Below are 24891 nucleotides of genomic sequence, written 5' to 3' on the forward strand. Positions count from 1 at the left end.
GTGTGGCCCCGGTGCGGGCCGGGGTGCGGGGTGTGCGGGGTGGCTACGCGCCGATGCCGAGCGAGCCGACGAACAGGAACGACGGCGTGGTGCCCGAGATCGTCCAGGCGATCCGCCACCACGTGTCCGTGATCGCGCTGCCGGACGTGCGCAGGATCTGCCCGCCGACGGCGCTCGCCGCGGTGAACGTCAGCCGGGTAGTGGGCGCGGCGAACGTGTTGTCCACGCTGGATTCGATGCGGGCGGTGATGGTCGGGGTGGCGGTGCCGGCCACTGACAGGACATGGAGCGCGGCGTGCATCCGTCGGCCCGTGGGGACGGCGCCGACCTGGAGGCCGGTGCCGGTGCCGGTCGCGGTGCGGGCGAGGCCGGGCGGGTGGGCGAACTGCCCGCGCACCAGCGGGCTCGACGACTTGCCGGTGCCGGTCCACGGGGCGACGTCGCCGACCGTTCCGCCGAGCGTGTAGTTCGAGCGGAGCGCAGACATGAGGTAGGCCAGGCTGCCCACGCTGGCGTCGTTGTTCGCGCTGACGGACCAGGGGATGACCGTGCCGAGGTGCGCCCATGACGCGTCGTCGACCTTGCCCGGGTCGCCCGCTTCCCACTGCCCCTCTCCGGAAAGTTCGGCGGAGCCGAGGCCGCCGATGCTCTCCTTCCAGCCGTTCGAGCCGTAGTTGGTGGTCTCCTTGTCCTCGACCTCCGAGGACAGTTCGATCTTGTTGGACTGACTGGTGAGGTCGACGCCGGCGGCGAACGCGCGCACGTTGACCAGGACCGTCTTGCTCACGTCGCCTCGCTCTCGGTGTCGGCCGTCCTGCGGCGGCGGCCGCGCGGTTCAGCGGGCGCCTGATCGACGTCCTCGACGGTGGCGTCCTCGGCCACGCCCGAGGCGACCAGGTGTGCGGCCTCCGCGGTCGGCAGGTCGACGGGCTCGCCCTTGGCGGGCCAGGGCTCGCCGTTGCGGGTGGCGCCCTCGGGCATGTCGACCAGCATGCGGATACGCATGAGCTACCCCTCTCCGATCACTTTGATCATCAGTTCGGCGCCGACGTAGGTGGAGCCGGCGTGCTCGTACCAGCGGTAGCCCTGCACCCGCATTACGTGCAGGTCGTGCGCCAGACCGCCCAGGGCGTAGTCGCCGGGCGCGCCGCGGGCCACCTCGATGGCCGCCTTGAGCGAGGCCGGGCCGGATCCGGCGAGCATGTCGTCGAGGACCTTCTGGGCCGAGCGGTCGTCGGTCCGGGAGACCAGCAGGCGGCAGGTGAAGGTGAGTTCGTCCAGGCCGCGGGCCATGGCCCTGTCGTAGACCTGCTCGTACTCGCCGACGAAGAAGTGCGGGGCCAGGACGGAGTCCGGCACGTAGCCGCTCGTCGTCAGCTTGTTGATGCCTGCGGGCAGGACGACCGCGCGGGCCGCGGTCGCGATGGCCTCACGGATGAGTGAGGGCTGCATCGGGCACCTCCTATCCGAAGCCAGGAAGGATGAACGGCTCGATGAGGTTCCACACGTCCGGGTCACGGCGGCTGAGGTTGCGCACGCCCCACTCGGCCGAACCGATGATCCCTTCCGGGCTGTCCTTGCGCTTGTACAGGCGGGTGGCCTGGATCAGCGAGGCCTCGGTGATGTCGCCCGGTTCCGCCGGCCAGCCCCACCGCGTGAGGACGCGGACCCGGGCGTTGCCCCACCCGCCCATCCGCAGCAAGCCGGTGATCGGCTTACCGTCAGCGAGCGCGTTGTCGGGCTGTGTCTCGTAGTCGGTGACCGCCGTCCAGGTGGAGCCCCTCCCCATCTCCACCGTGAGGACGTCGATGTTGCCGACGTCGTCGACGAGCAGCAGGTCGCCGTCGGGTTCGCACACGACCCGGCCAGCGGGGCGGTACACCCTGGCAACGGGCGCGTCGTCGAGCCAGAACCGGCGTCCGGTCGCACGGTCGATCCCCCGCGACGCGGCTTCCAGTGCCGCCGCCAGCTCGTCGTCCCGGCTGCTGTCGGCGGCCTCCGCGCCGACGCGCTTGCGGAGCGCGTCCAGGGTGCCGTACTCGTGGGCCACCTGGCATCACGCTGCCGGCGGGGTGGGACCGGGCTCCCCCGGGGCAGGCGGAGCGGCCGTCTTCTTCGCGGCCGTCTTCTTCGCCGGGGTCCTGCCCTGGTCGGCGGTCTGCTGCGGCGGCGTGGTGCGGTCCTGCGGTCCGTCCTGCTCGCCGCTGCTGGAGTCCGGCCCGTAGCCGTAATGCTTGAGGGACTCGTCGACCTGGCGCACCCGGTCCTCGTCGCCGGCGTTCACGTAGATGGCGCGCTCCCGCTTCAGCGCGGCGATCATGTTCTCGTCTCGGGGCATGGCGTTCCCTATCCTCTACTCGGGGCGGATCCAGACAGCCGCCCGGTACGTGACGCTGGGCGTGGTGCCCGCGACGGTGGACGTGACGCGGACGTAGTTCTTGGTGATCGCGGCGTAGGCGAGCCGGTTCCCTGCGGCCGTCAGCTGCGTGACGGAACTGCCGGGCACGGCCGTCCAGCTGCTGCCGTCGGCGGACTCCTCCAGCGAGGCGTCGAGCGTGGGCGTGCCGCCTGTCGCCGCAGTGCAGTGCACGGACAGCAGCACGTCGGCGGCGCCGCCCGCCGCCGTGATCGGTCCGCTGGAGAAGGTGCCGGCCGCCCGTGCCGCGGACGGCAGCGCGACGTCAGCCTGTACGTTCCTGAGTCCCACGGTCTGTCCCCTTCCTGTACGCGTGATGGCCGGGCCCGGCTGCCGGGCCCGGCGACAGGGTCAGAACGTGGGCTGGACCATGCCCGTACCGCCGACCTTCTGCATGCCGTTGGTGTACCGGCCGAAGGTGTAGGCGAAGTACGAGTAGGCGACCAGCAGGACGCCGAGGCTGGCGGCCTTGGCCTGCTCGGCGCGGATGAACAGCGGCGCGTTGCCGTCCTCCCACAGGTGGCACTCCGACTGCGGGACGACGTACAGCTCGTCCTCGTTCGTACCGGCGCCGAGCCCGGTGGGGATGTTGTTGTCGACGATGACCTCCAGGCCGCACGGCAGGACACCGCGCGGGCCGGAGGCGTAGGAGCTGTTCGGGTTGGCCTGGCCCGCGGCCTGAACGGGCAGGTTCGTCCAGTTGATCATCGGCCAGACCGACTGCATCTGGCTGGACAGCCAGTACCAGCGGCGCGAGTGCATGACCGCGTGGGACGGGCGGCCCATCGCCAGCAGGTTGGCCTCCACCCCGGCCGCCGCGCCCAGGATCTTCGGGTACAGCTCGGCGCCGGTCGGGGAGGCGTCGGTGTAGGCGGTGGCCTGTGCGATCGCAGACAGGCCGGTGGTGGCCTGGTTGATCAGGGTCGAGTCGAGGTTGGTGTTGACCCGGTTGATCAGGTCCTGCATCGTGACGTCCTCGATGCCGGTACCGCGGTCGATGGCCTGCCGGGACACGGTCTGCTGGCCCGCCGCGGTCTGCACCGGGATGGTCAGCAGGGTGTCGTCCATGTCGGTCTCGGAGACGTTCGAGTTCTCCGACGCCTGGAGGGCGGCGCTGGACGGCGTGGTGATGCGGGAGATGTTGACCGACATCCCCGACTCCGGCAGTGGGTGCGAGTTGCACATGTCCGCGAACGGCCGCAGGTTCGCCGTGGCAGGGGCGTACATGTCGGTCAGGTACTGCGGGACCGTCAGGCCCGCGAACGCGCTCGTGCCGACCGCACGCTGGAGGTACTCGGCGCGCTCGACGCGCTCCTCCTGCATGTGCTGGGCGAGACGGTGGGACGCTTCGACGTCCTGGTAGAGGAACTGGCGGGAGACGTCCATCAGGAACCGCTTGCCCAGCGGGTCCTCGTCCTTGCGGTAGGTCCGCTCCTCGCGGCCCACGCGGGCGACCTGGTCGTAGGCGGGCTTGCGCTGCGCGGCCGGGGTGGCGCGCTGCTCCTTCTGCTTGGCCTCCCGCTCCTGCTCCTCGACCTTCAGCTTGTTCGTGGTGGCCAGCTTGTTCTCGATGCCGGCGATGTCGTTGCGGGCCTGGTCGCGCGCGGCGAACAGCTCGGCAACGCGTGCGTCTTCCTCGGCGGTGAGGTTGGAGCGGCCTTCCTGCTGCGCCTTGTCCAGGATCAGCTGGACCTCGGCGCCGCACTTCTTCAGCCGCTTCTGGGCGGCCTCCAGCTCGACCTCGATTGAGGCGATCAGGTCGTCGATGGTTCCGGGCATGGGGTGTTTCCCTCCGTACAGACGGGGCGTGGTGGGTGCAGCAACAGCGGGGGCCACGGCCCACCCGGGTCATCTGCCGGGCGGCACAGGGCTGGCGGTCCGGGTCGTCTGCCGGACAGCGCGCTGTGTCTGGTGTGCTCAGTCCTCGTCGCGGTCGACGAGCAGCTGGGTGCGGAGCATGGAGATGGACCGGCCGGTGCCGGCCGGGGCCGCGGCGCGCGCGGGCGCCGGCTTCTGCGGCACGGGCGCGGCGGCGGGGGCGGTGAGGTCGGAGCGCTGGGACAGGCGGGCGTAGGCCTCGCGGGCCAGCAGCGGCGGGAGGTTGGGGATGAGGTCGAGGAACTCCCCGGAGCGGGCGGCGATCGAGGTGTGCGGGTTGGCGCCGTAGGTGACGGGCCCGACGTCGCCGCGCTCCAGGTCGAAGCTGTTGATGCGGTACTCGGTGTAGTCGGGGGACCACTGGCCCGAGGTGATGCGGAACATGAAGGACTGCTCGCGCACGTCGCCGTCCTCAACGGCCTGGACGAGCAGCTGCACGTCGGACCGCTTGGGGTTCAGGAGAGCGCGCTGCCCGAGGCCCTGGTCGTCCGCCCACAGCGTGAGCCTGCCGTTCCGGGTGCCCGCCATGGGCGTGCCCGCGTGGTTGAAGCGGAACACCACCTCGGGGTCCGCCGCGAGTGTCGCGTCCGCCGCGCCCAGGGACACGATCTCGGTGTACGGGCCGTAGAAGTCGTACATCTCGTAGCCCTGTTCGAAGGCGCTGGCGTAGCCCTCGACCTGGTACCACTCCATGTCGTCGCGGACGACCTTCTTCGCCCGCAGCTGTGAGGTGAACCGCAGCTCGGGTGTCTCGGGCCGGTCGCGTGGGACGGCCATCGCCGTCGAGCCCGCCGCGCCGGCGCGGGCCTGGGCAGCCTGCTGCCGCAGGGTCGCCTTGTCGGTCATGAGGGGGTGCCTCCTTGCGGGGTCGCGGTAGTGGGCGCCGGTGCCGTGCCCTTGCCGAACAGCCGGTCGAACTCGGACATCTGCTCATTCGTCAGCGGCGGCTGGTCGTAGAAGGCGCGGGCCTCGGACGGCGTCAGCGTCCGCGAGTCGATACGGGTCTTCAGGACGCTCGCCTGCGCCTGCGGGTCCATCGCCAGCAGCGCGTTCCTGTTGAGCTTCACGAACCGCGGCCGCGAGGAGAGACGGCTGAGCGCGTTCTCCCGGCGGGTCACGGCCGGGCCCAGCGACATGACCAGGAACTGCAAGTTCCGCTGCGTCATGTTGGCGTAGGTCACCGAACTGCCGGACACCGCCGCGTCGATCAGATCGGACGGGCAGTCGAAGAACCGGGCGACGTCACCGATGCCGAAGTTCTTCGCGGCGATCCAGTCGGCGCCCGCCTGCTCGGCCTGGATCATCTCGTAGTCCCAGTCATTGCCGGTGACGAACAGATCCCGGTTCATGACGGCCGCCTTGAAGCGCTGCTTCGCGCCGTCGGCCTGCTCCGGGTTCAGGGTCTTCGCCGTGTTCTTCAGGTGCGCCGAGGGGATGGCGCCGTTGCGGAACCAGTCCATGGCGAACTGCTGGATGCTCAGGTACTCCGAGATGGACCAGGCGGCGTAGGCCACCGGCGACAGCCCGACGGGCAGGCCCGGGACGGTGTACTGCTTCTCGTGCCACACCTCGTGAGGCTCGTAGGTGGTGCCCGCGATCCGGTACGTCTTCTTGCCCTTGCGCATCCGCACCGAGACGTCGCCGATCGGCACCAGCTCGATCCGGGCCGGGAGGCCGAGCCCGTCGAGCGCGGTGATGAGTCCGACGGAGTTCCCGGACCGGTCGAGGTCGAACTGGCTGGAGTACATCCACTCCGGCATCTCGACCTCTTCGCCGCCCGGCGTGACGAGGACCGCGGGCTTGGGCACCTCGACCTGGATCCCGTCCACCTTCCGGTACAGGTCCACCGGCATCGTCGAGATGAGGTTCGCGCGCAGGCGCAGACACGCCCACACCGCGGAGTGCCGCAGCGCCGTGTCGTTCGTGACGGCCGCGGCCCCGCCCCCCGTGCTGGGCCGCGGCGGGATCAGCTGCTCTGCGGTGGCGCCCGCCTGGTCGCGGCGGCGGAACAGGCTCACGTGCTGCCGCCCTTCCGCCGGCCGGTCCCCGCAGCGAGCAGGGAACCGGCGAGCACCACGGCGCCGCTCACGGCGAGCGCCGCCCACCCCAGCCACCGGTACACCCCGGCGCCCGCGCCGGCCGCGACGAGCAGCAGGCCGACGGCGTCGAGAGCTGTCGTCACACGCTCGCGCACGGCGCCCCCTCCTTCAGTAGATCGAATCGAGCGGGTCGTAGTCCTCAAGCACGTGCGGCCCCCGGATCACCAGCGCCCAGCGCGCGAACACGGCCGCGCACAGCGGGCTGATGTCCACCAGGCTGTTCGTCCGGTCCAGCGTCCACGCGTCTCCCTGGCGTCGCGTGCGCGCCCCGTTCACCGCGGCCGTCAGCGGCACCTGGTCGATGTGCGCGACCGTGCCCTGGTTCATGGCGTCGGCCATCTGCCCGCACGCCTCGGTCACGTCCCCGGACCGCATCACCGCCAGATCGCCGCGCTCCGGCTGGTCCTTGTCCTTGGGCACGTCGATGCCCGCAGCCACCAGGTCGTCGATGAGGGACGCGGCGGGCGACCCGGCGGCGACCGCCACGGCCACCGGCTTCCACAGGCCGTGGAGCCTCGCCACGGCAGGGACCACCCAGTCGGTGCCGGGCCGGTGCGCCACGACCTCGACGTGCACCCGTCCGTCCGGCCGCAGCGAGGCCGCGCTGATCGCCGCCCGCTTCCGGTCCTGCGACACGTCGATCGCGAGTGCCACGCTGTCCGCCACCGGCTTGCTGCCCGCGTCGACCAGGCCGGGCCACTTCCCCTTCGGCACGTTCGGATCCGTGGGAGGCGTCGGCTTGCGGGTGCGGTTGAGGTAGGCCCGGTCGAACTCGGCCGGGTCCATCTTCTCCAGCTCGGCAGCGATGATCTCCTCGGTCACCGTGTGCCCGAGCGCGGGCAGCGTCGCCCGCCACGTCGCCGGGTCCGCCCGGTCCATGTCCTCCGGGGCGAACCACTCGAAGTACGCCGTCCGCGGCCGGGGAGCCGACGCGTCCTCGGCGAGCGCGGCGAACAGGGCCTCGATCAACTCGCGTCCCTTGTCGCGCTTCTTGTTCAGCCACACGCTCTTCGTCGTGCCGCCAGCCGATGCCCACCACAGCTGGGCCATGGCCCGGGTCAGCATCGCCGGGGAGAACGCCTGCTCCAGACGGTCGTCCTCGTGCGCGAACGCCTCGTCGATGAACCCGAGGTCGAGGGGCGGCCCATGGCCGGCCTTCTCCGTGTTCGCCGTGATGCCCATCCGTGAGCGCTTGCCCGGAAAGAGGATCGCCTCGTTGCCGTTGCTCTTCCGGATGCGGGCGTACTTGGCCAGGTCCGAGCCAGAGATCTTCTCCCAGAACTCGTCCTCCCAGCGCTGCCGCGCCATGCCCCGGGTCTGCGCGGCGTAGACGATGTTCTGCCGCTTCCACGCCATCGCCCGGTGAACCTGCGCGCCCAGCGTCAGCTCGGTCTTGCCCTGCTGCCGCGAGACGGACAGGCCCACCTCGCGGTGCGCGAACAGGCCCGTCTCCGGGTCCAACTCCAGGGCCACATCGCTGACGTACTTCTGCCACGGCATCGGCGGGGCACCGAGCTTGGCCATGACCTTCCACAGCTTCGGTCCGAGCGACGGCCGGTCCGGGTGCCGCGGCGTCCCCCAGCGCGGCGGGCACGTCAGCCCGTACCGCTCGAACAGATCCTCGGCGAACTCAGTCGGGGGAGCCCAGGTCTCCGAGGTCGTCGTCATCGTCAGCGGCCCGCCCCTCCAGCAGCTGGGCGAGCGTCTGCCGTAGCTCGCGGGTCAACTGGGGCAGCAGCTTGTCGTCCTGGGCGACGGGCTCCCCGCACGTCTCGCACTGGCCGGTCGCCGCAGAGTCGATCCGGCGGGCCAGTGTGAACGCCAGCTCGGACAGCGAGGGCTCGACACCGACCAGGTCGCCGAGCTGCTCGACGTCGCTGCGCACGGCTTCCTCGACGGGGCCCATGACGCCCCCTTCCATGATCATCCGGCGTCACTGGCCCGGGGGGAGAAAAATAAAAGCTGGGCGCGGGGTTGAGAAGATGATCTTTCCTAAAAATCCCGGCGGGATTTCAGGATCAGACCGATCCGGGCGGATCGGATTGATCTTTCGACAGGTCCCTGACGTGCACGTTCTCGGGCGGCTCGACGCTCAGGGGCGCGAATCCCAGCGTGACCTCGGGCCCGCCGCGCAGCGGGTCGTAGCGGATGCGGCCGTCCTCCCGGACGAGGTGGGTGTACCGGATGCAGCGGGCGCCGTCGAGGGTCATCGGCTCGATGACGATGTCCGCGTCGATCGGCACGTCGCACAGGTCGACGCCGTTGGCACGGAGCCAGCCGGCCACAGCGGGCAGGGGACCGTAGGCGGTCTCGATCGGCCGGGCCACGTCATCTTCCCCAAGGTGTCGGTCCGTGCTCGGCGGCCAGTCCTTGCACGGTGGCCCTGGCTTCCGCGCGGTTGATGAGCCCGCTGGTGTAGCCGCACTGGCAGACGATCACGGCCTTGCCTGTGGGGCGGCACTCCAGCCACTGCTCGCCCTCGGCGTTGACCGGGCCCGGCCTTGACTCGGTCTGGGCGAAGACGTGCAGCCGATGGTCCAGGACCCATCGGACGTCGCCTGGTGCCTGGCGCGCGTGCCGCCAGTCGTGCATGCCGCATCGAGCGCAATAGCCCGAGTCCTCGGAGGTGCTGGGTGGCGTATAGGTCTCGCACACCTTGGCGTCGGGCATGGCGTCCCTCTCTACGGTCCGGCGAACCAATCGACGGTGGTGACGAGTTGGGCGACGTCGGCGAGGGGCCTGTCGCCCTTCTCGCTGTTGCACTTGCGGAGGCAGACGGGGCAGCCGTGTACGCCGTGGATGGGGGCGACGTTGTCGGGGTCGAGCCGTGGGCCGCCCTTGCTGACGGGCACGAGGTGGTCGGCGGTGTCGGCGGCGCCGTGGCCGCAGACGATGCAGACGTCGGAGGCGGCGAGGGTGCGGGCGCGGAGCTGGCGCCATTGGTAGGACGTCAGCTCGCTGCGGTCGGTGGCCACGCTCGCCCCCTGTGCTGTGCGGGGTACCTGACTCCCGCTCCCTGGTTCGTAGTCACCCGCCTACCGGCTCCCTGTGCCTCCGGCGTGACGCCAGGCCCCGCGTAGCTGTTCAGGGGCAGGTGTGCCCCTCGACGGCCTCGAACTCACTCTCGCCGTCCTTCAGGCCCGTGGTGGCCTCGCCCATCGTGCCCCGGGCAAGGCGGCCGTTGGCCAGCCGGTTGTCCATCTTGGCTGTGCCGCCGGTCGAACAGTTGATGTAGACGTGGTAGCCAGCCTCATCAGTGAGGTCCGTGGTCACAGCGTCGAACACCGCCTTGAGGTCTTTGGCGCTGTCGACGGTGACCTCTACGTCGCGGCTGTTCCCGCTGTCGTCTTGCGCCGTGATCTCGTAGGCGGGCGCGTCGGGCTTGTCGTCGCTGCCGCTGCTACAGCCGGTGAGGGCGGCGAAGGCGAGCAGGGTGGCGCAGAGGGTGGCGCGGGTCTTCATGGTCTCCCCAGGACGTATGGGTTCTGAGGGGGCATCATGCGACGCGCGCGGGAGCGGCGCGCGTGGTGTGTCCATGTTGTGACGTGGCACGACGAAGCCCCGGCCGGGGTGGTGGCCGGGGCTTCGTGAGCGTCTGTGGCGCCCGATTTCGGGCACAGCTGTACTCGGAGATCGTCACACAGGGTCTGACCTGCGGTCAAGCGCCCCTGTGTGGCGGGCGTTCGTCTCGTAGGGCGGTGACGTCGCTGATGGCGTACCAGGGCTGGCGGGGGGTGCCGCCGGTGCGCTTGAGCTTGCCGCGGTAGACGAGCTGGCGAACGCCGCCGAGGGTGATGCCGAGTTGCTGGGCGGCCTGGTGGGCGGTGAGCTGGCCGGGCCGGATGATCTGCGACTCCATGCGTCCATGATGCGGTGGGCCCCGCCGCGCTGGGGGCGCGGCGGGGCCTCGGCTGCAGCTGGGCGGCGGTCAGTCCTTGTTGCTGGCCTGCGGTGTGCCGGGTACGGGCTTCTCCGGCTTCTTGAAGTGGCCGCCGCGGGACGGCTGGTAGGTGGTGGCGTGCTCGGCGAGCTGCTCGGCGGTCAGGTTGGCGCGCAGCTCTTCTTGGGGGATGGATCGGCGGAAGGCCATGATGGGGTCCTCGTCTCGTGATCGGGATGGGACCGGGGCGGGTCGGTGTCTTGGCGGATGCGGCCTGCCCCGGGGTCTGGTGGTGGTTCAGCGGCCGAGGGCTCGTGCGATCGCGGAGGCGAGCGCCAGGAGCGCCAGGCCGCCGAGGACCGCGCTGGTGCTCACGTGTCGGCTGTCCGGGTCGGGGGTGCTGCCGGGCACCCGGACGATGTCCTCGCCGGCGGGGATGAGCCCGCCGTGCTCGATGTCGCGGTGCTCCTGCCGGTAGGCCTCGGCGGCTCTGCGGGTGGCTGGCGGGCTGGCCGCACGGCATTGCCGGCAGCGGTAGACGTGGGGCATCTCAGGGGCCTCTCAGGGGTGGGTAGGCGGTAGGTAGGCGGTCGGTAGGAAGGTGCGCTGACCTGCGGTTTCTACCGCCCTACCCGGGCCCCGTGGTGGGGGCTGGATCGGGTCGGGGAGCGGGGGCCGGCGGGCCGGCGGACGGAGCTGCGGGGGCGGCGGGCGGGGCGGGCGTCGGGGGGAGGTCGCGCAGGCGCACCCCGTCCCGCACGCGCTGGCGGCCGGCGAGGCGGAGTTTGAACTCCTGGACGGGGACCCCGAGGCGGGTGATTGCGGCTTTCAGGTCGGGCTGCTCCCAGCCCTCCAGTTCGGGCTCGGCCAGGAGGTCGGCGAGGTGTGCTCCCTGCCGGTCCCCGGCGACCCTGCGGACGGCCTCGGCGAGCGTGTCGGGGGTGAGTTCCTCGCGGGGCTCGGCGGCGGCGTCCGGGTCGGTGCCGGGTTCGGTCTTCGTGCGGGTGGCGGGCGGGGCGACGCACCAGGCGAGGACGGACCAGGCGACGAGCGAGGCGGGTACGGCGAACTGGGTGATGTCCGGGTGCTGGCTGGCGGTGTGGACGGTTGCGTAGCCGCCGAAGAGGAGGACGCCGGCGCGTTCCCGGCCGTCGAGGTGGGTGCCGAGGAGGTTCCAGCCTCGGCGCGCGAGGATCAGTGAGCCGGTCCGCAGGGCGGCCCCGGCTCCGTGGACGGCCAGGATCGGCCGCAGTTCGGCGGCGAGGCGGTGGTGGAGCGGGGGAGTGCCGGACTCCCCCGCCTCCACATCCTTGATGATCTTCATCAGAGGATGCCGATCGCGCCCGCGCCGGTCAGGATCAGCGCCTGGGGCAGGCCCCAGATGCCGCCCGCCTGCGCCCACACTCCGGCGGAGACGATTCCTGTGAACGCGGCCTTGCCGGGGGTCAGCTCCCGGAAGTACATGATGGCCGCGAGGATCAGGGACACGGCACCGGTGCCGGCCTCTCCGAAGCCGCCGCCGGTGAAGACCGTGGCGAATGCGTCGGACACGTTCTCGCCGACGGTCCAGATGGACCCGGCGGCCATGTAGAGGGTGCCCGCGGTGACGCCGGTCCACTGGGCCTGGTCGCTCGTGAGCTTCTTGCGGATCTTGCTCTTCTTGCCGCCGCCGGAGCCGCCCGGTCCGGCCGCGGCGCCCTTGGGCTCGCGGATTCCGGCGACCAACGCCACGGTGAGCGCGGTGGCGATGCCGCCGGCGCCGACAGATCCGGCGATGCGGCCGCCTTCGATGCTGATGGCCGATGCGGCGGCGAGGTACTGCTCGATCACGGTGAGTCTCCTGGTCAGGCTGCGGGCGCCCAGAGGGCGAGCGCGAGAATGGTGGTGGCGAGGGGGATGCGGGCGGCCCAGGCGAGGCCGGGCCACCAGTGGCGGGTGCGGCGGTCCCATGCGTGGGCGATGAGCAGGCAGCCGCCCACGCCGAGGACGAGGGCGCCGCCGATGCTGTAGTTGCTGCCGCAGTCGGCCAGCGCGGTGGCGGCCTGGTCGTAGAGGCCGAGGGCCCACCCGGCACCCGCGGCGGACGCGTTGTAGAGGGCGGACCTCGTCTTGGGGCTGAGCGGGACCCTGGACGGCGCTTCGGTGATGAACGCGGGTACGTAGGGCTGCGGGTAGTAGCCGGGCTGCGGCGTCCACCAGCCGCCGCCGGTCGGCTCGGGCTCGGGGTCCTCCGTGTCGGGGGCGGGAGCCTTCGCCGTCTCGGCGTCGTCGTCGCCGTACAGCGCATCCCACCAGTTCGCCGCGGGGCTGCTGTGGCTGTCGTCCGGGGCGGGGAGCGTCGTCGGCTTGGGGCGCCGCCAGTCAGGCAGGCGGCCCGTCCTGGGGCGCGGGAGCGGGGTGTGGGTCGACTCGGTCATGTCGGTGTCCTGGTGTCCAAGGGGGCGGGCGCGGAGGGCGCGGAGGTAGGCGCGGGCGCGGAGCTCGTCACCGCCGAGCGACGGCTGTGCCATCGGCTGGCACCTTTCGCCTGGTGAGGGAGGCGGGTGGCGGTGAGCGGCAGCGTGGCCGCTCACCGCCGGGGCGGGGCGGACGGCTCTGCCTTCAGACCGGCACGCCCGCGTAGTCAGCCAGGTCGTTCGGGTGGAAGAGGTTGCGTCCTCGGGCGTCCTTGCCGTGGACGGGGATGCGTCCTGCGGCCACCCAGGAGCGGACGGTGGACTGCTCGATGCCGTAGTGCCGGGCGACGTCTGCGGACGTCATCAGGGGCGGCTCGGGCGGGGTCCCGTCCTGTGCGTCCTCGGTGTCCTCGGATGCGTCCTGGGCGTCCTGCTCGGTCGGCTCCTGCGGTGCCGGGCGGGCGATGACCGGGAGCAGCCCGGCGTCCGGCGGGACGGGGACCGGAAAGGGCGGGACGTGGCGGGACGCGTGCGCGTCCTCGGTGTCCTGGGCGTCCCGGGGGGCGTCCTGCCACGGCGACGGGAGAGCGATCGTCGCCAGCGAGGCCGCGTGACGACGGGCGGCGAGCAGCTCCAGCAGCTTCGTGCGCTGCTCTTCGCAAGCGCCGGCCTGCGCCTTGCCCACGGCCACGGACAGGCGTCGGGCGACGCGGGTGCGGCCGCGGGCGCCGTCGGGCATGTCGGCGAGCCTGGCGGCCAGGGCGACAGCCTTGACGGTCCACCGGTCGCGGGTGATCTGCTCGGCGGTGCGGTCGCGGGTGGCCAGGCCGAGGCGGGACAGCAGCCGCTCGCGGGCCTCGCGGGCCAGCAGGGCGGGCAGGCTGCCTGAGCCGGTGCCGGGCTTGGTGTGCCGCAGCTCGATGCCCATGGCGAGGTGCCAGAGCAGCGCTGCGAGGACCGGGCCGACGACGGCGCGGACCGTGCCGCCCACGATGCCGGACTCGGCGTAGGCGGGGATGACCTGTACACCGGTGATGACCCACACCAGGACGCCGGGCGTGCCTGGCGCTCCCTGGGTGCGCAGGTTCTGCCGGGCCATCAGGGCGCAGGCGAACAGGGCCAGCTCGGCGGCGGCGAACATCGCCGCGCGTTCTTCGGTGGAGACCATGCCGAGGCTGTGCTCGGCGAACCGCCACGACGTGTCACCGCTGTAGGCGGTGCAGGCGAGCGCGGCGAGCGCGGCGACCAGGACGGCGGCCGGGGTGCGTCGCGCGGCCCGGCGGCCGGCGAGCGCGAGCGCCACGACCGCGGCCAGGGCGAGGGCGGCCACGACGGTGGCGGGCAGGGGGTGTGCCTGTGCCCACTCGGTGAGCGTCCTGGTGCTCATCGGCCCTCCCCCTCGGACCAGGTCTTGCCTGCGTCGAGGGCGTCGTGCTCCTGGTCGACGGTGACGTATCCAGTGATGGGGTGCTCGGCGAGCCGCTCGCGCAGGTAGGCCGCGATCCAGGCGGGGCCGAGGTCGGGTCCGCTGTCGAGGGCGGCGCGGAGGGCGATCCTCGTGTGGATGACGCGGGCGGAGAGCAGTCGGTCGTGGACCTCGTTGCCGTCGTGGGTGGCGGGGCGCGGGAGGGCGATCGCTTCGAGGACGGCCGCGAGCAGGTCGCGGACGGGCTCGGGAAGGCTGGGTGTGGTCACTTGTCCTCACCGCCGTAGCGGGAGGGCTCGCAGATGGCGCAGAGGTGTTCGGCGCTGCCCTCGTGGCAGTTGTCGATGCAGTGGCGGCACCAGGGCGTGTCCTGGTGGCGGGCGCGGCCGTCGAACCGGGTGTCGGCCGGGTCGAAGGGGTGGTGGCAGCGGCGGCACTGCTGCCTCTCGCGCTCGGCAGCGTTCTGCTCCTCAAGGACGAGCTTGCGTTGCAGATAGCCGGTGTTCCAGGCGATCTCCTCGGGGGTCTCGCCGAGGACGGCGTCGAGGACGGTGCGCACGAGGGCGGCCCGGTCGAGGAGGCGCCGGTCGTAGCCGGGCGCGTCGGAGGGGAGGGTGAGGGCCTGGCGGGCGGCGTCGAGCAGGCCGCGCAGCGGGTCGGGGGTCTGGCTGGTGGGCTGGTCGCTCATCGTGCGGCCACCGCCTCGGAGGCCACGGCGATGAGGAAGACGTCGTCTCGGTGGTTCTGGGCGCGACGGCCGGCGCTGCTGGTGTAGTCCTCGCGGCAGGCGCGGTGCAACTCGGCGAGGCGCTCGCTCTTGCCCAGGCGGCCGGTGACACCGGCCTCCGTGACACGCGCCGTGAGGGTGCGGCCCGCCAGGCGGCGGGCGAAGCCCGCGGCGACGAGCCTGCGGGGCGCGGAACTTGCGGGCGCGTTCTGGCCCGGGACATGATCGGTCATGCCGACTCCTGGTTACGTCAGGTGTTCGGTCGAAGGGTCGGGCGGTGCGCGCGCCGGGGTTGCAGCCCCGAGCTGCTGCCCGGCCCTTCTCTTACTTCAGCAGCGTTTCATAGCCTGAACGCTTTGTCCAGGCTACTGAACATCATGTGGTGCGCTGCGGCTGGAACGCGTGCAGCGTCAGGTACGCCTCGGGCCCGTAGGCGGTCCGGCACCAGCGGCACGTGAGCAGCGTCTGGTCCGGGAGACGGGAGATCACGGCCCCGCACACGGTGCCCTGGTCGTCCGTCACCGCGACGCACAGGCCGAGCCGTTGGGGCCGCGGCGCTGGATCGCCGACGATCGAACGGGCTTGCTGCCCGAGGGCCCAGACCTCGCGGGCCAGGTCGCCGGTGCCCGGGTAGTGCTGCACGACCCAGTCCAGCTCCATGCGCAGCCACCGGCAGTCCGCGCCGAGCCCGGCCGGGGCGGGCGCTCCGTGCTGGGGCCAACGCACCTGCTGCACGTCCACGCGCCACAGGTGCACGACCTCGGCGGCCCGCGCGGAGTTCACCGTGTCGAGGACGTCCTCGTCGATCGGGGACCGTGGGCCGGCGGCGCCGCGCGTGGCGACGATCTCGCCCCACCCGGACTGGCGAGGCACCAGGCATTCGGCCACCTCGGCGTACAGCACGGGCAGTTCGCCGAGCTGCTCGGCGAGGCGCCCGGCGTGCCGCTCGCACAGGTAGCGGCCGCCGGACTCCTCGCCACAGATCTCGCAGACGTTCACGGTGTGCTGGTCTCCTGGGGCTGAGTCAGGTGGTGCCGGATCTGGGCTGCGACGGGGTGCTGGGCCGTCTGGTCCTTGAGGACCACCTGGCTGTATTCGTCCAGCTCGTCGGCCCAGGCGGTCAGCCGAGCGATGGCGGCCTCGGCCTTGAGCGCTCGGGCCTTCCACTCGTCCCCGCGGCGCCAGCCTCGGGTCGCGTTGTCGTACAGCTGGTCCAGGGCGTCGTCGGTGATGCTGTCGGCGGTGTAGCGCTGGGTCATGCGTTCTCGTCCTTCCGGGTGCAACTGCACGGGTCATGGGCGGCGCCGCGTGACTCCCAGCCGCGCAGGCAGCAGGACCGCTCCAAGGCCTGCCAGCTCAGCACCCGCTCGTCCTGGAGGGCCCGGAGCCGGGCTGCTCGCTCGGCGCGTCGAGCAGCTGCGCGGCGGTCGTCGGCTGCCAGGTACTCGCGGGTGAGAGCGACAAGCAGAAGCAGGCCGGTGGCGTAGAGGCCGGCGGCGTACCAGAGAGCGCCGTGCTCGGCGCTGATGGCGGCGCATCGGGTGGTGAGGAAGGCGGCGGCCAGGTATAGCCACCACAGGGCGCGGGCTGAGGGGGTCATAGGTACCTCGCAGTGACGGCGATGGTCTCCATGTCGCGGAGTTGGAGGCGGTCGGCGCGCTGGCCGTAGAGGTCGGGGCTGGGCATGGGGCGCTGGCACCGGCACTCGTCGGCGGCGGGCAGGAAGTGGCCGCGAGGGCAGCGGGAGCGGCGGGTCACGGGTTCCTCCGGTGGGTGTGGTTGGCTTGCGGGAGGCTCGGGCGCGATACCAGCGCGCCCGAGCCGTCCACGATCACGAGACAGACACGGCGGGGCGGCGCGGCGGGTGGATGATCCGGGCGCTCTCCGCCCGCCACGCCTCGCAGTCGCAGAACACGGACCGCTGCGGGTGTTCGGTGCAGCCGCGGCGGTAGCGGTCGACGGCGGCGATCAGCGTCGGATGCGCGGGCCGGACGATGCCGACGCTCCCGGTCTTGCCGGGGTGGCCGTTCCAGGTGTTGTCGACGTCGAGGCCGCGGCGGCGCAGCTCGTCGGCGAGCGCCCGCAGTTCGCCGGGCTCCAGCGGGTTGGCCGGGATGGAGTCGCCGGCGTTGTCGAGCTTGTACTCGACCTTGGTGACGTCCACGGAGACGACGGGCAGGTTGCGGGCGCCGGCCGGGCAGAAGCCGTACCAGCGGTTCGCCTCAGGATGGTGGAGCACGATGCCGTGGTGGCTCGCGTGTGCGTTGTCGGGCTGGACGGTGTCGTACAGCCAGGCGAGTCCGGTGGTGAGGATCTCGTCGAGCTGCTGCTGGGTGTGCGGGGTGGTGGTCACGATGCTCCTTCAGGCGGAAGGGGTGGCGGCTGCCGCGAGGCAGGCGGCAACAATGACGACGGTCGGGGTGGAGCCCGGGAACTCGATGACAGTCCCGTTCGGGCAGTCCATGCCGGAGTCGTCACAGTCGTTGATCACGGTCCAGACCGCGCCGGACGGGTGGCGCAGCAGGCCAGAGGTCGGGTCGGTGGTCCAGCCAGCCGATTCGAGGGCTTCTCCGACGTCGAGGCGGCCGTGCCAGTCGCCGGGCTCGGGCTGGTCGATGACGAGGTGCAGTCGGCGGTCGGTCACGGGTTGTTCCTTTGCTGGTCGGGTGGGGTGGTGTGCCGGTGGGGGCGATGTCAGGCGGCGTCGCGGGCGGGCTTGGGCCAGCGCTTCCGGCAGGCGTTCTTGTTCGCGCAGACGGTGAAGCTGATGCGGTGCTCGGCGTTGGCGAGCGTCTGAAAGCCGCGGGTGCCAGCCCGGCCGCACTGGGAGCAGCGCTGCGCTTCGGGCTGTTCGTGGCGGCAGGTGTCGTCCCAGTCCTCGGGGCCGCGGGTGGTGTGGACGTCGCTGCTGCGCAGGTAGTGGCCGCGGCTGTCTCGGGGCTTCCACGTGGTGGCCATGTGTGGTGGCCTTTCAGGCGGCGGGGTCGACGGCGGGGTGCGTGAACTCGACGGGCTTGCCCAGCGATCGGGCGTAGGCGATCTCGGCGCGGGCAGCCTCGACGGCTTCGGGGCTGAGGCAGGTGAGTCGGGTCTCGGGCATGAGGTCTCCTCCGTGGTGTGATGGGTGGAGGTCCGGGCCTGATAGCGACAGGCCCGGACCGTCAAGCGGCGGGAACGATGAGCTGACCGAGGACGCGTCCGACGCGGTCCTGGTCGATGACGTCGGCGACATCGCCCGCGGTGCTGCCGCGCGGAACCTGGATCCCGATGCGGCGGCAGAGGCCCAGCTGCTTGACGGTGGGCTGGCCGGACCTCCACCCGGCCTCCCGCGCCACAAACGCGTGCGGCGCCAGGACACGGGCCTGCTGCTCCAGCCACGCCAGCGCCTCGGGCAGCGGCCGGGCCACGTCGTCCTTCGGGCCGTGGGCGCCGTCCGCTTCAGTCCAGCGGCGCATGCGGTACAACCGGGTCCCTGGGTCCCTGACGAGGAACAGGAACTGGGCCGACGTCAGCCGGATGAACCAGGTCCCAGACTCGGTGCGCAGCCACCGAATGGCCGAGGAACCGAACAGGTTGATCTCCTCGGCCTCGACGCGTGCGGCGAGGTGGCGCCGGTCCTGGGCTGCGGCGTGTTCCCCGGCAACCTGGCGGAGGCTCTTACCGGGCTCGGCCTCGCCGATCTCCCGCTCGGTCAGGTCGACCATCGAGGCCAGCTTGTGGCGAGACGCAGCGCCCATTACGTCGAGCAGCAGCGCGTCCCGCTTGCCCGGCGCCGGGCGGAGGCCCCGGCCGACCATCTGGACGTACAGGCCGGGGGACTTGGTTGGGCGGGCGACGACAATGCACGACGTGTGCGGGGCGTCGAAACCCTCGGTGAGCACCATGCAGTTGGTGAGCACCTGGACGTCGCCCACCTCGTACCGGGCCAGCGTGGCGCGCCGCTCGTCGCGGCCCATGTCGCCCCACACCGGGGCGGCCTTGATGCCGACGGCCTCCAGGGCGGCGGCGGCTTGCTGCGCGGTCGCTACGGTCGGTGTGAAGACGACGCCGGCCCGGTCAGCGGCGTGGTCCAGGTACGCCTTCGCGATGGCGTCCAGGGCGCCGGAGTCCTCCAGCGCCTTGCCCAGCTGGCCCTCGACCAGGTCGCCGCCCCTGGTCTTCACCTTGTTGAGGTCGAGGGTGTCGACCTTGATGCTCTTGCCGCGGACGTCGCACAGATAGCCGTCGCCGATCATGTCGAGGATGTCGAGGCGGAAGACGACGTCCTGCCAGACCTCGGCCAGGCCGCCATCGGTGCGGGTCATGGTCGCGGTGAAGCCGGCCGTCGGGACGCCGTCCCAGGCACCGAAGTGCGCGAGCACCTCCATGTAGGTCCGAGCGGCGGCGTGGTGGCATTCGTCGACGATGATCAGGCCGATGTCCCGGATGGCCTCGCGGCGCTTCGCCACGGCCAGGGTCTGGACGCTGGCGACGATGACGTCGGCGTCGTGGTGGTCGTCGCGCTGGGCCTTGACGATGCCGACACGCAGCATGGGGTCGACCGCCAAGAGCTTGGAAGCCGCCTGCTCGATCAGCTCCTCTCGGTGGGCGATGACGAGGGCGCGGCGGCCGCCGAGGCTGTCGAGCATCTGGTGGGCCAGGTGACTGAACACCACGGTTTTGCCCGCGCCGGTGGGCAGTACGACCGCCAGGCGGTTCGCGCCGTCGGCCCAGCCCTGACGCAGGGCCTCGATGGCTTCGAGCTGATAGGGGCGGGGGTTGAAGGACACAGGGCACCTCGATTCGAGTGGAGGGAGGAGAGAGCGGTACGCGCTGCGTACCGGCTGCGTACCGGCTGCGTACCGGGGCAAAAGCGCCGTTGACCTGCTGTTATGTCTCTCTCTAGAGACAGTGGTACGCAGGTACGCAGAAACAGACAGGGGTCGATGTGTGCGCACGCCCGCACGCACACACGCACGCGCGCCCACGCCCGAGGGGTGTCTTTTCCGGGCGACCGCGTACCACCCCGAATTGGGCGCCTCAGACGCTCCTGACCTGCGGGAACGGATGGCCTGCGGTGGTACGCACCTCGTGCGTACCACCCGCTCGGCGGGCATCACGCGGCCTCGTCCTGGTCGCCGAAGGGCATGCCTTCCGGGGTGAACGCGAGGCACTTGGCGCGGGCGCCGTTGAAGCGGCGCGGCACCAGGTGCGGGGGCCGCTGGCTCTTCAACGTCTTCAGGTAGCCAGCATCGATCCAGCTGCCGACAACGGCGTCCAACTGGTAGTCGGCCTCGGCGAGGATCTTCCGGACGCGCTCAGGCAGCAGCGCCACCTCGGCGACGCCCTCCTTGTTGGTGGACAGCACGCCCAGCCACCCGGAGTAGGGCGGCTTCTCGTTCATGGCTGCTCGGGTCGGGGTGAACAGCTCGTGGGCGTGGCCGGCGACGTACTCCCGCAGGACGTCCAGCGCCATCTCAGGCCGGTTGTCGGTGGGGTTGTGGGCGGTGAACAGGCCGCGCCACACGTCGTTGCTGAGCGGTTCGTAGGGCAGCAGCCTGATGCGGCACGCGAGCGTCTCGGCGAGGGCCAGGACGGCGACCATCGGCGCGCGCCGGTTGGTCATGTCGCTGGCGCCCCGGAACTCGTCCACGAACGCGCGGTGGCGCTCCCTGAGCTTCTCCCGCCCGTTCGGCAGGGCGAGACGGCTGAGGACGTACTGGATGAACTCGGGGCCGGCGTGTCCGTGGTGGGCCAGCACGCCCTCGCGGGCCGCGGCCGCGACGGCGCCGCCGTTGTCGCCGAAGGGGGCAATCGTCGTACCGAGGATGCGGGCCGCCGCGCCCTGGCTGGTCGTGAAGGACAGGGCCGGCCGCTCGCCGGACGACAGCAGAATGGTCTCCCAGGGCAGCATGTTGCCGAACGCGCCGCCGCTGCGGGCCTTCCCGTGGTTCATCGGGAGCTGGTAGAGCACCTCGTCAATGAGGGTGTCGTCCGTGACGGCCATCGTCTCGTCGAAGACGGTGACGATCCCGCGCACCAGGTGGAGCCGCTTCTCGATCGCGTACAGCGTGGTGCGCCAGTTGGACATCGCCGAGGCGTGCTCGGACGGGTCGGCCCACACGCTGAGCGCGACCTGCAGCGCGGTCGTCTTGCCCTTCGTGGAGCGGCTGGAGATGTCCAGCGTGAAGCTGTTCAGCCCGAGCGGCTTCAACAGCGGAGCGGCGAGCGCAGCCGCCACGGCCACGCGCGGCACCGGGAAGCCAGCCAGCTGGGCGACGGCGTCCCGCCAGCCGTCCAGGTCCCCTTTCCTGGCGTGCGCTCGGGCCGGGCCGCGCTGCTCCTCGAACGGGACATCGACCTTGATGCCGTCCTCGGGTGAGGAGACGAACGTGCCGTCGTCCTGCCAGCCCAGCCAACGCGCCAGCTGCTCGGACGGGATGCGTCCGAAATTGGCCGCCTCGAACTCGGCCAGCCACTTCTCCACGGCGCGGGCGTCGCCCTCGACGGCGGGCAGGCCGGCCGAACCGAGAGTCTCGATCAGCTTCCGCCCGCGCTTGGCGGTCTCGCGGCTGACGATGCGGGAGATCCGGCGCGGCCTGCCCAGGCTCCGGTCGATCCACGACAGCTCCACGTACTGGTCGCCCTCGGGGTCCTCGAACGTGGCCGTGATGACCAAGGGGGCGAACGTGACCCGGTTCCAGTTCTCGCCGCTGGTGCTGAGCACCTCGACGCCGCGGCCCGTCATCCGGTAGTCGTAGGGCGTTCGCACCGTGTCAGGCAGGCCGAACGTGGCTGCGTAGTCGAACCCTTCCCGCCCGTTCTGGCCGTCGCGAGAGGGTTGCTCTTCCTTGCCGTCCTCGGCGAGCGTCTCCTCGGCATCCGGCTGCTCGGCGTCCGGCCGCTCGGGGGTGGCGGGCGTCGGCGTGGGGGCGCCGACCGCGGCGAGGCGGCGGCTGCCGTAGTTCCGGCGGGCCAGCTCCCGGGCGGCGGCCTTGTGGTCGCCGCCGTGATGGAGCATGGCGTAGGCACCGAACTTCGAGTAGGGCACCTCGGGCTGGAACTCACTGCCGGTGGCGAAAACGAACAGGCGGTCGTGCTCGTCGCGGCCGGTCGTGGCCTTCACACCGCCGACGCCGTCGGCCCACCCCCAGTACGTCTCGCTGCCGCGTGTGTGGAGCGGGCGGAAAACGTCGCGGAGGATGTCCGCCCAGTCGGCACGCGCTTCGAAGTCGTCTCCAGGCCGCAGGCTGCCGTCAGGCCGGGGCGGCGCCGGACGCGGTGCGGTCCGCGGGGCCTCCGGCTGCGGCAGCTGGTCCAGCATCCGGCAGTGATCACGGATCGCGGCCATGGTGTCCGCGTCCAGGACGGGGATCTTTTCGGGTCCGCCCGCCAGCCGGACGTACGGACGTCCGGTGGCGTGGACAGGGCCGCTGGACGGCTCGACCAGCCCGTAGCCGCCCTCGCCCCGGGTCTCGACGAGCACCCGGACGATGCGCGCGTTGGGCCGCTCGCGCAGCCGCTGGCGCTCCGCCTCGGTGTACTCGTCCTCGCGGGCGAGCCGACTGGCCAGCTTGGTGTTCCCGGGGACGTCGCCGCCCTCGACGCGGACGCGGTAGTGCCGGCCGCCAGACGGGGACTCGGTCACCCAGCCGTTCAGGATCGCGTGCCACGCCTCGGCGATCTGGGGACCGGCGGCCTCCATGATTTCGGTGGCCTCGTCCAGCAGACCCTCGCGGATGGCGAGGCCCTCAAACTCCAGCAGCTCGGTGCTGGCGGAGACCTTCCCGTAGACCACAGCGATGCCGCGCGGCCGGTCGCCGCTGAACCAGGCGTCGTGCTGCTCGGGCGTGGTCCGCTCGACCTTGTAGGCCATCCAGGGCACGGCGGGCTTCTTGGTGCCGTCGGCCGTGATGGGCAGGACGCACAGGCCAGCGTCGTGCAGCTCGCGGGCGGTGGCCCGGAGGTCGGTGGACTGTGAGTCGTTCAAGGGGTCTCCCCGTGGTACTGGCTCACGTGCCGGGCCCTGATGCCGTCGGTGAACGCCCTGATGGCAGACGGTCGGATGGGCTCTTCGCGGGGCTTGGGACACCCCGGGCGGTAGCACTCGTAGTGGGCGCGGATGTTGTGCATGTCGACGACCAGCGCGCCAGCGATCTGCTGACTGGCGGGGGCGCGGCCCGGGGTGTCCCGGGCTCGCGCGGTCTGCGCGGTCAACCCGCGGCCTTGCCCGTGCGGGCGTGCCACGTCTCGACGTCCTCGACGTAGCCCGCCGCCACCGAGGCCTGGAACGCCGAGGACAGGCGCGCCTCTTCGTCCCGCTCCGCAATCGCGGCGCGCAGCTGGGCGAGGGTGTCGGCTGGCCTCTGCCCGCGGGGGATCACGGCGAGGGCGCGTTCGTTCCACTCCCAGATGACGAGCGTCTCGGTGAGGTGGCCGGAGGCGACGGCCTCGACGGTGGACTCGGCCAGGCGAATACCGTGGGCCGAGGCCAGCGCCCTCAGTTCCTCGCGGGCGAAGCCGACCATGAGGCGGTCGAACACTGCGTCCGGGTCTCCGGACCGCTTGATCAGGTCCGCGATGGTGTCGAGGCAGGTGGCCACGCACGGCTCGCTGTCCTGCTTGGCGGCCTCGATCGCGGCCAGCGCCTGCGCCACCTTTGTGGGGATCGTGGGAGAGTCGGGCATGGAGCGGTTCCGTTCTCTACTTGCTTGCGCGGGTGGGGGTGGTCTGCTCGGACGGCGCCTTCGGCTGGACCCCGGGGGCGCCGTCGCTCGTGGCCGCTGCCGACTGGACCTCGACAGCGGCGGACTGGGAGAGACCGAGGAAGGCCAGCAGTTCGGTCTTGCGCACGCGCTTCGCGCGGCCGAACTCGATGACCTCGATGGGGAACTGGTCCTGGCGGATCAGCCCATATCCCGTGCCCTCGCTGATGTTCATCGCTGCGAAGGCCTGCCGAACGGCGGGCATGGCGGGCAGGTCGAGGACCTGATCGGGCGTGAGTGCGTCGACCTTGGTGCTCATACGGCCGTCACCTGCGCCGGGATGAGGGCGCGGCCTGCGCGTTCCAGGGGGATGAAGAGAACGAGCAAGTCCACGCCGAGTGCGGCCGCGATCGCCTTGGCCTTGTCCTCGGGAACAGCGCGCTGGGCCTCGGACATCAGCGCCCCGATCGTGCCGTGGGCGACGCCGGCGGCCTGTGCCAGCTCTCGGCTGGTGATCGACTCGCCCGTACCGGTCCGCTCCATGAGGACCTTCAGACGCTCGCCGCTTGCGACGGCGTACATAGTGGGCATGGCCATAGGCGTTCACCTCGTATGACGGATCGTTCATCGCTCTGAATGGCGATGGGGAGAGCATCACACGGGCTGAACGCTTTGTCTAGCGAGCTGAACGCGGGGCGTGGTTGTGCCACTTTTCGGTCAATGGCTGGGGCGAGTACTGGCGGACGCGGCCCGTCTGCTGAACAATCCGTCCAATGAGCAGAACGACGACCTTCACTGACCAGCGCATATGCCTCGCGAGTCTCACGGGTACACCTGAACGACCAGACCGCACACCAGCTCCCAGGAGTGGCAGGATGATCCCCATGGCGGCGTATGACGATCAGGCGGCAGATAGGCCAAGTACTCCTGAACGCAGGAGCCAGTTTGCGGACCTGATTCGCAGGCGGCGGGCCGAGTTGAACGTAGGGCTTGACGCTTTCGCGAAGAGGGCGATCGACCCTGTGAGCGGCAAGAAAGTCACGCGTGGCTGGATCTACCGCCTGGAGACCGGGGAGCCTGTTACGCCTCCCGAGCTGCCCGAACTCATGGCCCTGGCTGCCGCGTGCGACCTACCGCTGGAGGCGCTCCAGGACGCGGCTGGCCAGCAGTTCCACGGCGTCGATCCTCTGGTCAGCGGCTCGACCGAGGCCAAGGCGTATGTGCACAAGCTCGACCGCCTGCCTGCTGATCAGCGCGAACGGTTGCTGCGCCTGATCGACACGCTCGTTCCGCCGGACGAGGGCTGAACGAAGCGTTCCCCTCCGCGTGACTCTCCGTCATTAATGAGAGCGCACCGTAGAGATTTGTTGCCTATGGTGCGATCA

At 71.4% G+C, this 24891-nt stretch carries 41 protein-coding genes and 1 pseudogene; 1 reads left to right on the forward strand and 41 read right to left on the reverse strand.

What is annotated here, in order from left to right:
* Nucleotides 1-43: 43 nt before the first annotated feature.
* The 41 genes and pseudogenes from ABZZ79_RS27695 to ABZZ79_RS27895 all read right to left on the reverse strand — a co-directional run bounded on the left by ABZZ79_RS27695 (nt 44) and on the right by ABZZ79_RS27895 (nt 24103).
* On the reverse strand, nt 44-787 hold the full coding sequence (locus tag ABZZ79_RS27695) for a hypothetical protein (RefSeq protein WP_356693129.1): 744 nt from the start codon (nt 785-787) through the stop codon (nt 44-46).
* On the reverse strand, nt 784-1005 hold the full coding sequence (locus ABZZ79_RS27700; RefSeq protein ID WP_356693131.1) for a hypothetical protein: 222 nt from the start codon (nt 1003-1005) through the stop codon (nt 784-786). The genes ABZZ79_RS27695 and ABZZ79_RS27700 overlap by 4 nt, the downstream gene beginning before the upstream one ends.
* A gap of 3 nt (nt 1006-1008) precedes the next feature.
* Nucleotides 1009-1452 (reverse strand): hypothetical protein, encoded by a 444-nt coding sequence (locus ABZZ79_RS27705; protein WP_356693133.1) that lies wholly within the window; start codon nt 1450-1452, stop codon nt 1009-1011.
* A gap of 10 nt (nt 1453-1462) precedes the next feature.
* Entirely contained in the window at nt 1463-2050 is a 588-nt protein-coding gene (locus ABZZ79_RS27710) for a phage gp6-like head-tail connector protein (RefSeq protein WP_356693135.1), read from the reverse strand.
* A 6-nt stretch (nt 2051-2056) separates the two neighbouring features.
* Entirely contained in the window at nt 2057-2338 is a 282-nt protein-coding gene (locus ABZZ79_RS27715; RefSeq protein ID WP_356693137.1) for a hypothetical protein, read from the reverse strand.
* A 15-nt stretch (nt 2339-2353) separates the two neighbouring features.
* Entirely contained in the window at nt 2354-2707 is a 354-nt protein-coding gene (locus tag ABZZ79_RS27720) for a hypothetical protein (protein WP_356693139.1), read from the reverse strand.
* A gap of 60 nt (nt 2708-2767) precedes the next feature.
* Nucleotides 2768-4195: a hypothetical protein gene (locus ABZZ79_RS27725; RefSeq protein ID WP_356693141.1), complete on the reverse strand. Its 1428-nt coding sequence runs from the start codon at nt 4193-4195 to the stop codon at nt 2768-2770.
* A 138-nt stretch (nt 4196-4333) separates the two neighbouring features.
* On the reverse strand, nt 4334-5140 hold the full coding sequence (locus ABZZ79_RS27730; protein ID WP_356693143.1) for an HK97 family phage prohead protease: 807 nt from the start codon (nt 5138-5140) through the stop codon (nt 4334-4336).
* Nucleotides 5137-6312 (reverse strand): phage portal protein, encoded by a 1176-nt coding sequence (locus tag ABZZ79_RS27735; protein WP_356693145.1) that lies wholly within the window; start codon nt 6310-6312, stop codon nt 5137-5139. Before ABZZ79_RS27735 ends, ABZZ79_RS27730 begins: the two co-directional genes overlap by 4 nt.
* The gene (locus ABZZ79_RS27740; protein WP_356693147.1) at nt 6309-6488 is read right to left on the reverse strand and encodes a hypothetical protein; all 180 of its coding nucleotides are present in this window, start codon (nt 6486-6488) and stop codon (nt 6309-6311) included. Before ABZZ79_RS27740 ends, ABZZ79_RS27735 begins: the two co-directional genes overlap by 4 nt.
* A 13-nt stretch (nt 6489-6501) precedes the next feature.
* Complete coding sequence (locus ABZZ79_RS27745; RefSeq protein ID WP_356693149.1) at nt 6502-8061, reverse strand: terminase family protein; 1560 nt, start codon at nt 8059-8061, stop codon at nt 6502-6504.
* Entirely contained in the window at nt 8024-8299 is a 276-nt protein-coding gene (locus ABZZ79_RS27750; RefSeq protein ID WP_356693151.1) for a hypothetical protein, read from the reverse strand. The genes ABZZ79_RS27745 and ABZZ79_RS27750 overlap by 38 nt, the downstream gene beginning before the upstream one ends.
* 112 nt (nt 8300-8411) lie before the next feature.
* Entirely contained in the window at nt 8412-8720 is a 309-nt protein-coding gene (locus ABZZ79_RS27755) for a hypothetical protein (protein ID WP_356693153.1), read from the reverse strand.
* Nucleotide 8721: 1 nt separating this feature from the next.
* On the reverse strand, nt 8722-9063 hold the full coding sequence (locus tag ABZZ79_RS27760) for a hypothetical protein (protein WP_356693155.1): 342 nt from the start codon (nt 9061-9063) through the stop codon (nt 8722-8724).
* Between the two features lie 11 nt (nt 9064-9074).
* A complete protein-coding gene (locus ABZZ79_RS27765) occupies nt 9075-9368 on the reverse strand; it encodes an HNH endonuclease (RefSeq protein WP_356693157.1) in 294 nt (97 codons plus the stop codon).
* A gap of 109 nt (nt 9369-9477) precedes the next feature.
* Nucleotides 9478-9855 carry a hypothetical protein gene (locus tag ABZZ79_RS27770; protein WP_356693159.1) on the reverse strand — a complete coding sequence of 126 codons (378 nt, stop codon included), beginning with the start codon at nt 9853-9855 and terminating at the stop codon, nt 9478-9480.
* Nucleotides 9856-10051: 196 nt separating this feature from the next.
* Entirely contained in the window at nt 10052-10252 is a 201-nt protein-coding gene (locus ABZZ79_RS27775) for a hypothetical protein (RefSeq protein ID WP_356693161.1), read from the reverse strand.
* A gap of 69 nt (nt 10253-10321) precedes the next feature.
* Nucleotides 10322-10483, reverse strand: a complete 162-nt coding sequence (locus ABZZ79_RS27780; RefSeq protein ID WP_356693163.1) for a hypothetical protein — start codon at nt 10481-10483, stop codon at nt 10322-10324.
* Between the two features lie 87 nt (nt 10484-10570).
* A complete protein-coding gene (locus ABZZ79_RS27785; protein ID WP_356693165.1) occupies nt 10571-10822 on the reverse strand; it encodes a hypothetical protein in 252 nt (83 codons plus the stop codon).
* Nucleotides 10823-10901: 79 nt separating this feature from the next.
* Nucleotides 10902-11597, reverse strand: a complete 696-nt coding sequence (locus tag ABZZ79_RS27790; protein ID WP_356693167.1) for a hypothetical protein — start codon at nt 11595-11597, stop codon at nt 10902-10904.
* On the reverse strand, nt 11597-12103 hold the full coding sequence (locus ABZZ79_RS27795) for a hypothetical protein (RefSeq protein WP_356693169.1): 507 nt from the start codon (nt 12101-12103) through the stop codon (nt 11597-11599). The genes ABZZ79_RS27790 and ABZZ79_RS27795 overlap by 1 nt, the downstream gene beginning before the upstream one ends.
* Nucleotides 12104-12117: 14 nt before the next feature.
* A complete protein-coding gene (locus ABZZ79_RS27800) occupies nt 12118-12783 on the reverse strand; it encodes a hypothetical protein (RefSeq protein WP_356693171.1) in 666 nt (221 codons plus the stop codon).
* 91 nt (nt 12784-12874) lie between these two features.
* Nucleotides 12875-13033: a helix-turn-helix domain-containing protein gene (locus tag ABZZ79_RS27805; protein ID WP_356693261.1), complete on the reverse strand. Its 159-nt coding sequence runs from the start codon at nt 13031-13033 to the stop codon at nt 12875-12877.
* A 207-nt stretch (nt 13034-13240) separates the two neighbouring features.
* Nucleotides 13241-14056: pseudogene (locus ABZZ79_RS27810) on the reverse strand (hypothetical protein); the annotation flags it as partial.
* Nucleotides 14053-14364, reverse strand: coding sequence for a hypothetical protein (locus tag ABZZ79_RS27815; RefSeq protein ID WP_356693173.1), 312 nt, complete (start codon nt 14362-14364; stop codon nt 14053-14055). The gene ABZZ79_RS27815 and the pseudogene ABZZ79_RS27810, both read right to left, overlap by 4 nt.
* Nucleotides 14361-14783 (reverse strand): hypothetical protein, encoded by a 423-nt coding sequence (locus ABZZ79_RS27820; protein WP_356693175.1) that lies wholly within the window; start codon nt 14781-14783, stop codon nt 14361-14363. The genes ABZZ79_RS27815 and ABZZ79_RS27820 overlap by 4 nt, the downstream gene beginning before the upstream one ends.
* Nucleotides 14780-15055, reverse strand: coding sequence for a hypothetical protein (locus ABZZ79_RS27825; RefSeq protein ID WP_356693177.1), 276 nt, complete (start codon nt 15053-15055; stop codon nt 14780-14782). The genes ABZZ79_RS27820 and ABZZ79_RS27825 overlap by 4 nt, the downstream gene beginning before the upstream one ends.
* A gap of 142 nt (nt 15056-15197) precedes the next feature.
* Nucleotides 15198-15821 carry a hypothetical protein gene (locus ABZZ79_RS27830; protein ID WP_356693179.1) on the reverse strand — a complete coding sequence of 208 codons (624 nt, stop codon included), beginning with the start codon at nt 15819-15821 and terminating at the stop codon, nt 15198-15200.
* Entirely contained in the window at nt 15818-16081 is a 264-nt protein-coding gene (locus tag ABZZ79_RS27835; protein ID WP_356693181.1) for a hypothetical protein, read from the reverse strand. The genes ABZZ79_RS27830 and ABZZ79_RS27835 overlap by 4 nt, the downstream gene beginning before the upstream one ends.
* On the reverse strand, nt 16078-16422 hold the full coding sequence (locus ABZZ79_RS27840) for a hypothetical protein (RefSeq protein WP_356693183.1): 345 nt from the start codon (nt 16420-16422) through the stop codon (nt 16078-16080). The genes ABZZ79_RS27835 and ABZZ79_RS27840 overlap by 4 nt, the downstream gene beginning before the upstream one ends.
* Nucleotides 16419-16580, reverse strand: a complete 162-nt coding sequence (locus ABZZ79_RS27845; protein ID WP_356693185.1) for a hypothetical protein — start codon at nt 16578-16580, stop codon at nt 16419-16421. Before ABZZ79_RS27845 ends, ABZZ79_RS27840 begins: the two co-directional genes overlap by 4 nt.
* 73 nt (nt 16581-16653) lie before the next feature.
* Nucleotides 16654-17175: a hypothetical protein gene (locus ABZZ79_RS27850; RefSeq protein ID WP_356693187.1), complete on the reverse strand. Its 522-nt coding sequence runs from the start codon at nt 17173-17175 to the stop codon at nt 16654-16656.
* 9 nt (nt 17176-17184) lie between these two features.
* Entirely contained in the window at nt 17185-17466 is a 282-nt protein-coding gene (locus ABZZ79_RS27855) for a hypothetical protein (RefSeq protein WP_356693189.1), read from the reverse strand.
* 50 nt (nt 17467-17516) lie between these two features.
* Nucleotides 17517-17780, reverse strand: coding sequence for a hypothetical protein (locus ABZZ79_RS27860; protein WP_356693191.1), 264 nt, complete (start codon nt 17778-17780; stop codon nt 17517-17519).
* Nucleotides 17781-17793: 13 nt separating this feature from the next.
* Nucleotides 17794-17922 carry a hypothetical protein gene (locus ABZZ79_RS27865; RefSeq protein ID WP_356693265.1) on the reverse strand — a complete coding sequence of 43 codons (129 nt, stop codon included), beginning with the start codon at nt 17920-17922 and terminating at the stop codon, nt 17794-17796.
* A gap of 61 nt (nt 17923-17983) precedes the next feature.
* Nucleotides 17984-19591: a DEAD/DEAH box helicase gene (locus ABZZ79_RS27870; protein ID WP_356693193.1), complete on the reverse strand. Its 1608-nt coding sequence runs from the start codon at nt 19589-19591 to the stop codon at nt 17984-17986.
* 326 nt (nt 19592-19917) lie between these two features.
* Nucleotides 19918-22791: a DUF927 domain-containing protein gene (locus tag ABZZ79_RS27875; RefSeq protein ID WP_356693195.1), complete on the reverse strand. Its 2874-nt coding sequence runs from the start codon at nt 22789-22791 to the stop codon at nt 19918-19920.
* Complete coding sequence (locus ABZZ79_RS27880; protein WP_356693197.1) at nt 22788-23018, reverse strand: hypothetical protein; 231 nt, start codon at nt 23016-23018, stop codon at nt 22788-22790. Before ABZZ79_RS27880 ends, ABZZ79_RS27875 begins: the two co-directional genes overlap by 4 nt.
* Nucleotides 23015-23488: a hypothetical protein gene (locus ABZZ79_RS27885; RefSeq protein ID WP_356693199.1), complete on the reverse strand. Its 474-nt coding sequence runs from the start codon at nt 23486-23488 to the stop codon at nt 23015-23017. The genes ABZZ79_RS27880 and ABZZ79_RS27885 overlap by 4 nt, the downstream gene beginning before the upstream one ends.
* A 16-nt stretch (nt 23489-23504) precedes the next feature.
* Nucleotides 23505-23825: a hypothetical protein gene (locus tag ABZZ79_RS27890; RefSeq protein ID WP_356693201.1), complete on the reverse strand. Its 321-nt coding sequence runs from the start codon at nt 23823-23825 to the stop codon at nt 23505-23507.
* Complete coding sequence (locus tag ABZZ79_RS27895; protein WP_356693203.1) at nt 23822-24103, reverse strand: helix-turn-helix transcriptional regulator; 282 nt, start codon at nt 24101-24103, stop codon at nt 23822-23824. The genes ABZZ79_RS27890 and ABZZ79_RS27895 overlap by 4 nt, the downstream gene beginning before the upstream one ends.
* Before the next feature lie 278 nt (nt 24104-24381).
* On the opposite strand from ABZZ79_RS27895, the gene ABZZ79_RS27900 reads away from it, so the two are divergent.
* Complete coding sequence (locus ABZZ79_RS27900; RefSeq protein ID WP_356693205.1) at nt 24382-24813, forward strand: helix-turn-helix transcriptional regulator; 432 nt, start codon at nt 24382-24384, stop codon at nt 24811-24813.
* Nucleotides 24814-24891: the final 78 nt, after the last annotated feature.

The organism is Streptomyces sp. NPDC006458 (assembly GCF_040612135.1).
Taxonomy (GTDB): Bacteria; Actinomycetota; Actinomycetes; order Streptomycetales; family Streptomycetaceae; genus Streptomyces.

Coding starts and splice junctions, on each gene's coding strand:
- ABZZ79_RS27700 (WP_356693131.1), bottom strand. CDS start 1,005: ATGCGTATCCGCATGCTGGTCGACATGCCCGAGGGCGCCACCCGCAAC.
- ABZZ79_RS27705 (WP_356693133.1), bottom strand. CDS start 1,452: ATGCAGCCCTCACTCATCCGTGAGGCCATCGCGACCGCGGCCCGCGCG.
- ABZZ79_RS27715 (WP_356693137.1), bottom strand. CDS start 2,338: ATGCCCCGAGACGAGAACATGATCGCCGCGCTGAAGCGGGAGCGCGCC.
- ABZZ79_RS27725 (WP_356693141.1), bottom strand. CDS start 4,195: ATGCCCGGAACCATCGACGACCTGATCGCCTCAATCGAGGTCGAGCTG.
- ABZZ79_RS27730 (WP_356693143.1), bottom strand. CDS start 5,140: ATGACCGACAAGGCGACCCTGCGGCAGCAGGCTGCCCAGGCCCGCGCC.
- ABZZ79_RS27745 (WP_356693149.1), bottom strand. CDS start 8,061: ATGACGACGACCTCGGAGACCTGGGCTCCCCCGACTGAGTTCGCCGAG.
- ABZZ79_RS27750 (WP_356693151.1), bottom strand. CDS start 8,299: ATGGGCCCCGTCGAGGAAGCCGTGCGCAGCGACGTCGAGCAGCTCGGC.
- ABZZ79_RS27760 (WP_356693155.1), bottom strand. CDS start 9,063: ATGCCCGACGCCAAGGTGTGCGAGACCTATACGCCACCCAGCACCTCC.
- ABZZ79_RS27770 (WP_356693159.1), bottom strand. CDS start 9,855: ATGAAGACCCGCGCCACCCTCTGCGCCACCCTGCTCGCCTTCGCCGCC.
- ABZZ79_RS27775 (WP_356693161.1), bottom strand. CDS start 10,252: ATGGAGTCGCAGATCATCCGGCCCGGCCAGCTCACCGCCCACCAGGCC.
- ABZZ79_RS27780 (WP_356693163.1), bottom strand. CDS start 10,483: ATGGCCTTCCGCCGATCCATCCCCCAAGAAGAGCTGCGCGCCAACCTG.
- ABZZ79_RS27785 (WP_356693165.1), bottom strand. CDS start 10,822: ATGCCCCACGTCTACCGCTGCCGGCAATGCCGTGCGGCCAGCCCGCCA.
- ABZZ79_RS27790 (WP_356693167.1), bottom strand. CDS start 11,597: ATGAAGATCATCAAGGATGTGGAGGCGGGGGAGTCCGGCACTCCCCCG.
- ABZZ79_RS27800 (WP_356693171.1), bottom strand. CDS start 12,783: ATGGCACAGCCGTCGCTCGGCGGTGACGAGCTCCGCGCCCGCGCCTAC.
- ABZZ79_RS27805 (WP_356693261.1), bottom strand. CDS start 13,033: ATGACGTCCGCAGACGTCGCCCGGCACTACGGCATCGAGCAGTCCACC.
- ABZZ79_RS27820 (WP_356693175.1), bottom strand. CDS start 14,783: ATGAGCGACCAGCCCACCAGCCAGACCCCCGACCCGCTGCGCGGCCTG.
- ABZZ79_RS27825 (WP_356693177.1), bottom strand. CDS start 15,055: ATGACCGATCATGTCCCGGGCCAGAACGCGCCCGCAAGTTCCGCGCCC.
- ABZZ79_RS27835 (WP_356693181.1), bottom strand. CDS start 16,081: ATGACCCAGCGCTACACCGCCGACAGCATCACCGACGACGCCCTGGAC.
- ABZZ79_RS27840 (WP_356693183.1), bottom strand. CDS start 16,422: ATGACCCCCTCAGCCCGCGCCCTGTGGTGGCTATACCTGGCCGCCGCC.
- ABZZ79_RS27860 (WP_356693191.1), bottom strand. CDS start 17,780: ATGGCCACCACGTGGAAGCCCCGAGACAGCCGCGGCCACTACCTGCGC.
- ABZZ79_RS27865 (WP_356693265.1), bottom strand. CDS start 17,922: ATGCCCGAGACCCGACTCACCTGCCTCAGCCCCGAAGCCGTCGAGGCT.
- ABZZ79_RS27885 (WP_356693199.1), bottom strand. CDS start 23,488: ATGCCCGACTCTCCCACGATCCCCACAAAGGTGGCGCAGGCGCTGGCC.
- ABZZ79_RS27890 (WP_356693201.1), bottom strand. CDS start 23,825: ATGAGCACCAAGGTCGACGCACTCACGCCCGATCAGGTCCTCGACCTG.
- ABZZ79_RS27895 (WP_356693203.1), bottom strand. CDS start 24,103: ATGGCCATGCCCACTATGTACGCCGTCGCAAGCGGCGAGCGTCTGAAG.
- ABZZ79_RS27900 (WP_356693205.1), top strand. CDS start 24,382: ATGATCCCCATGGCGGCGTATGACGATCAGGCGGCAGATAGGCCAAGT.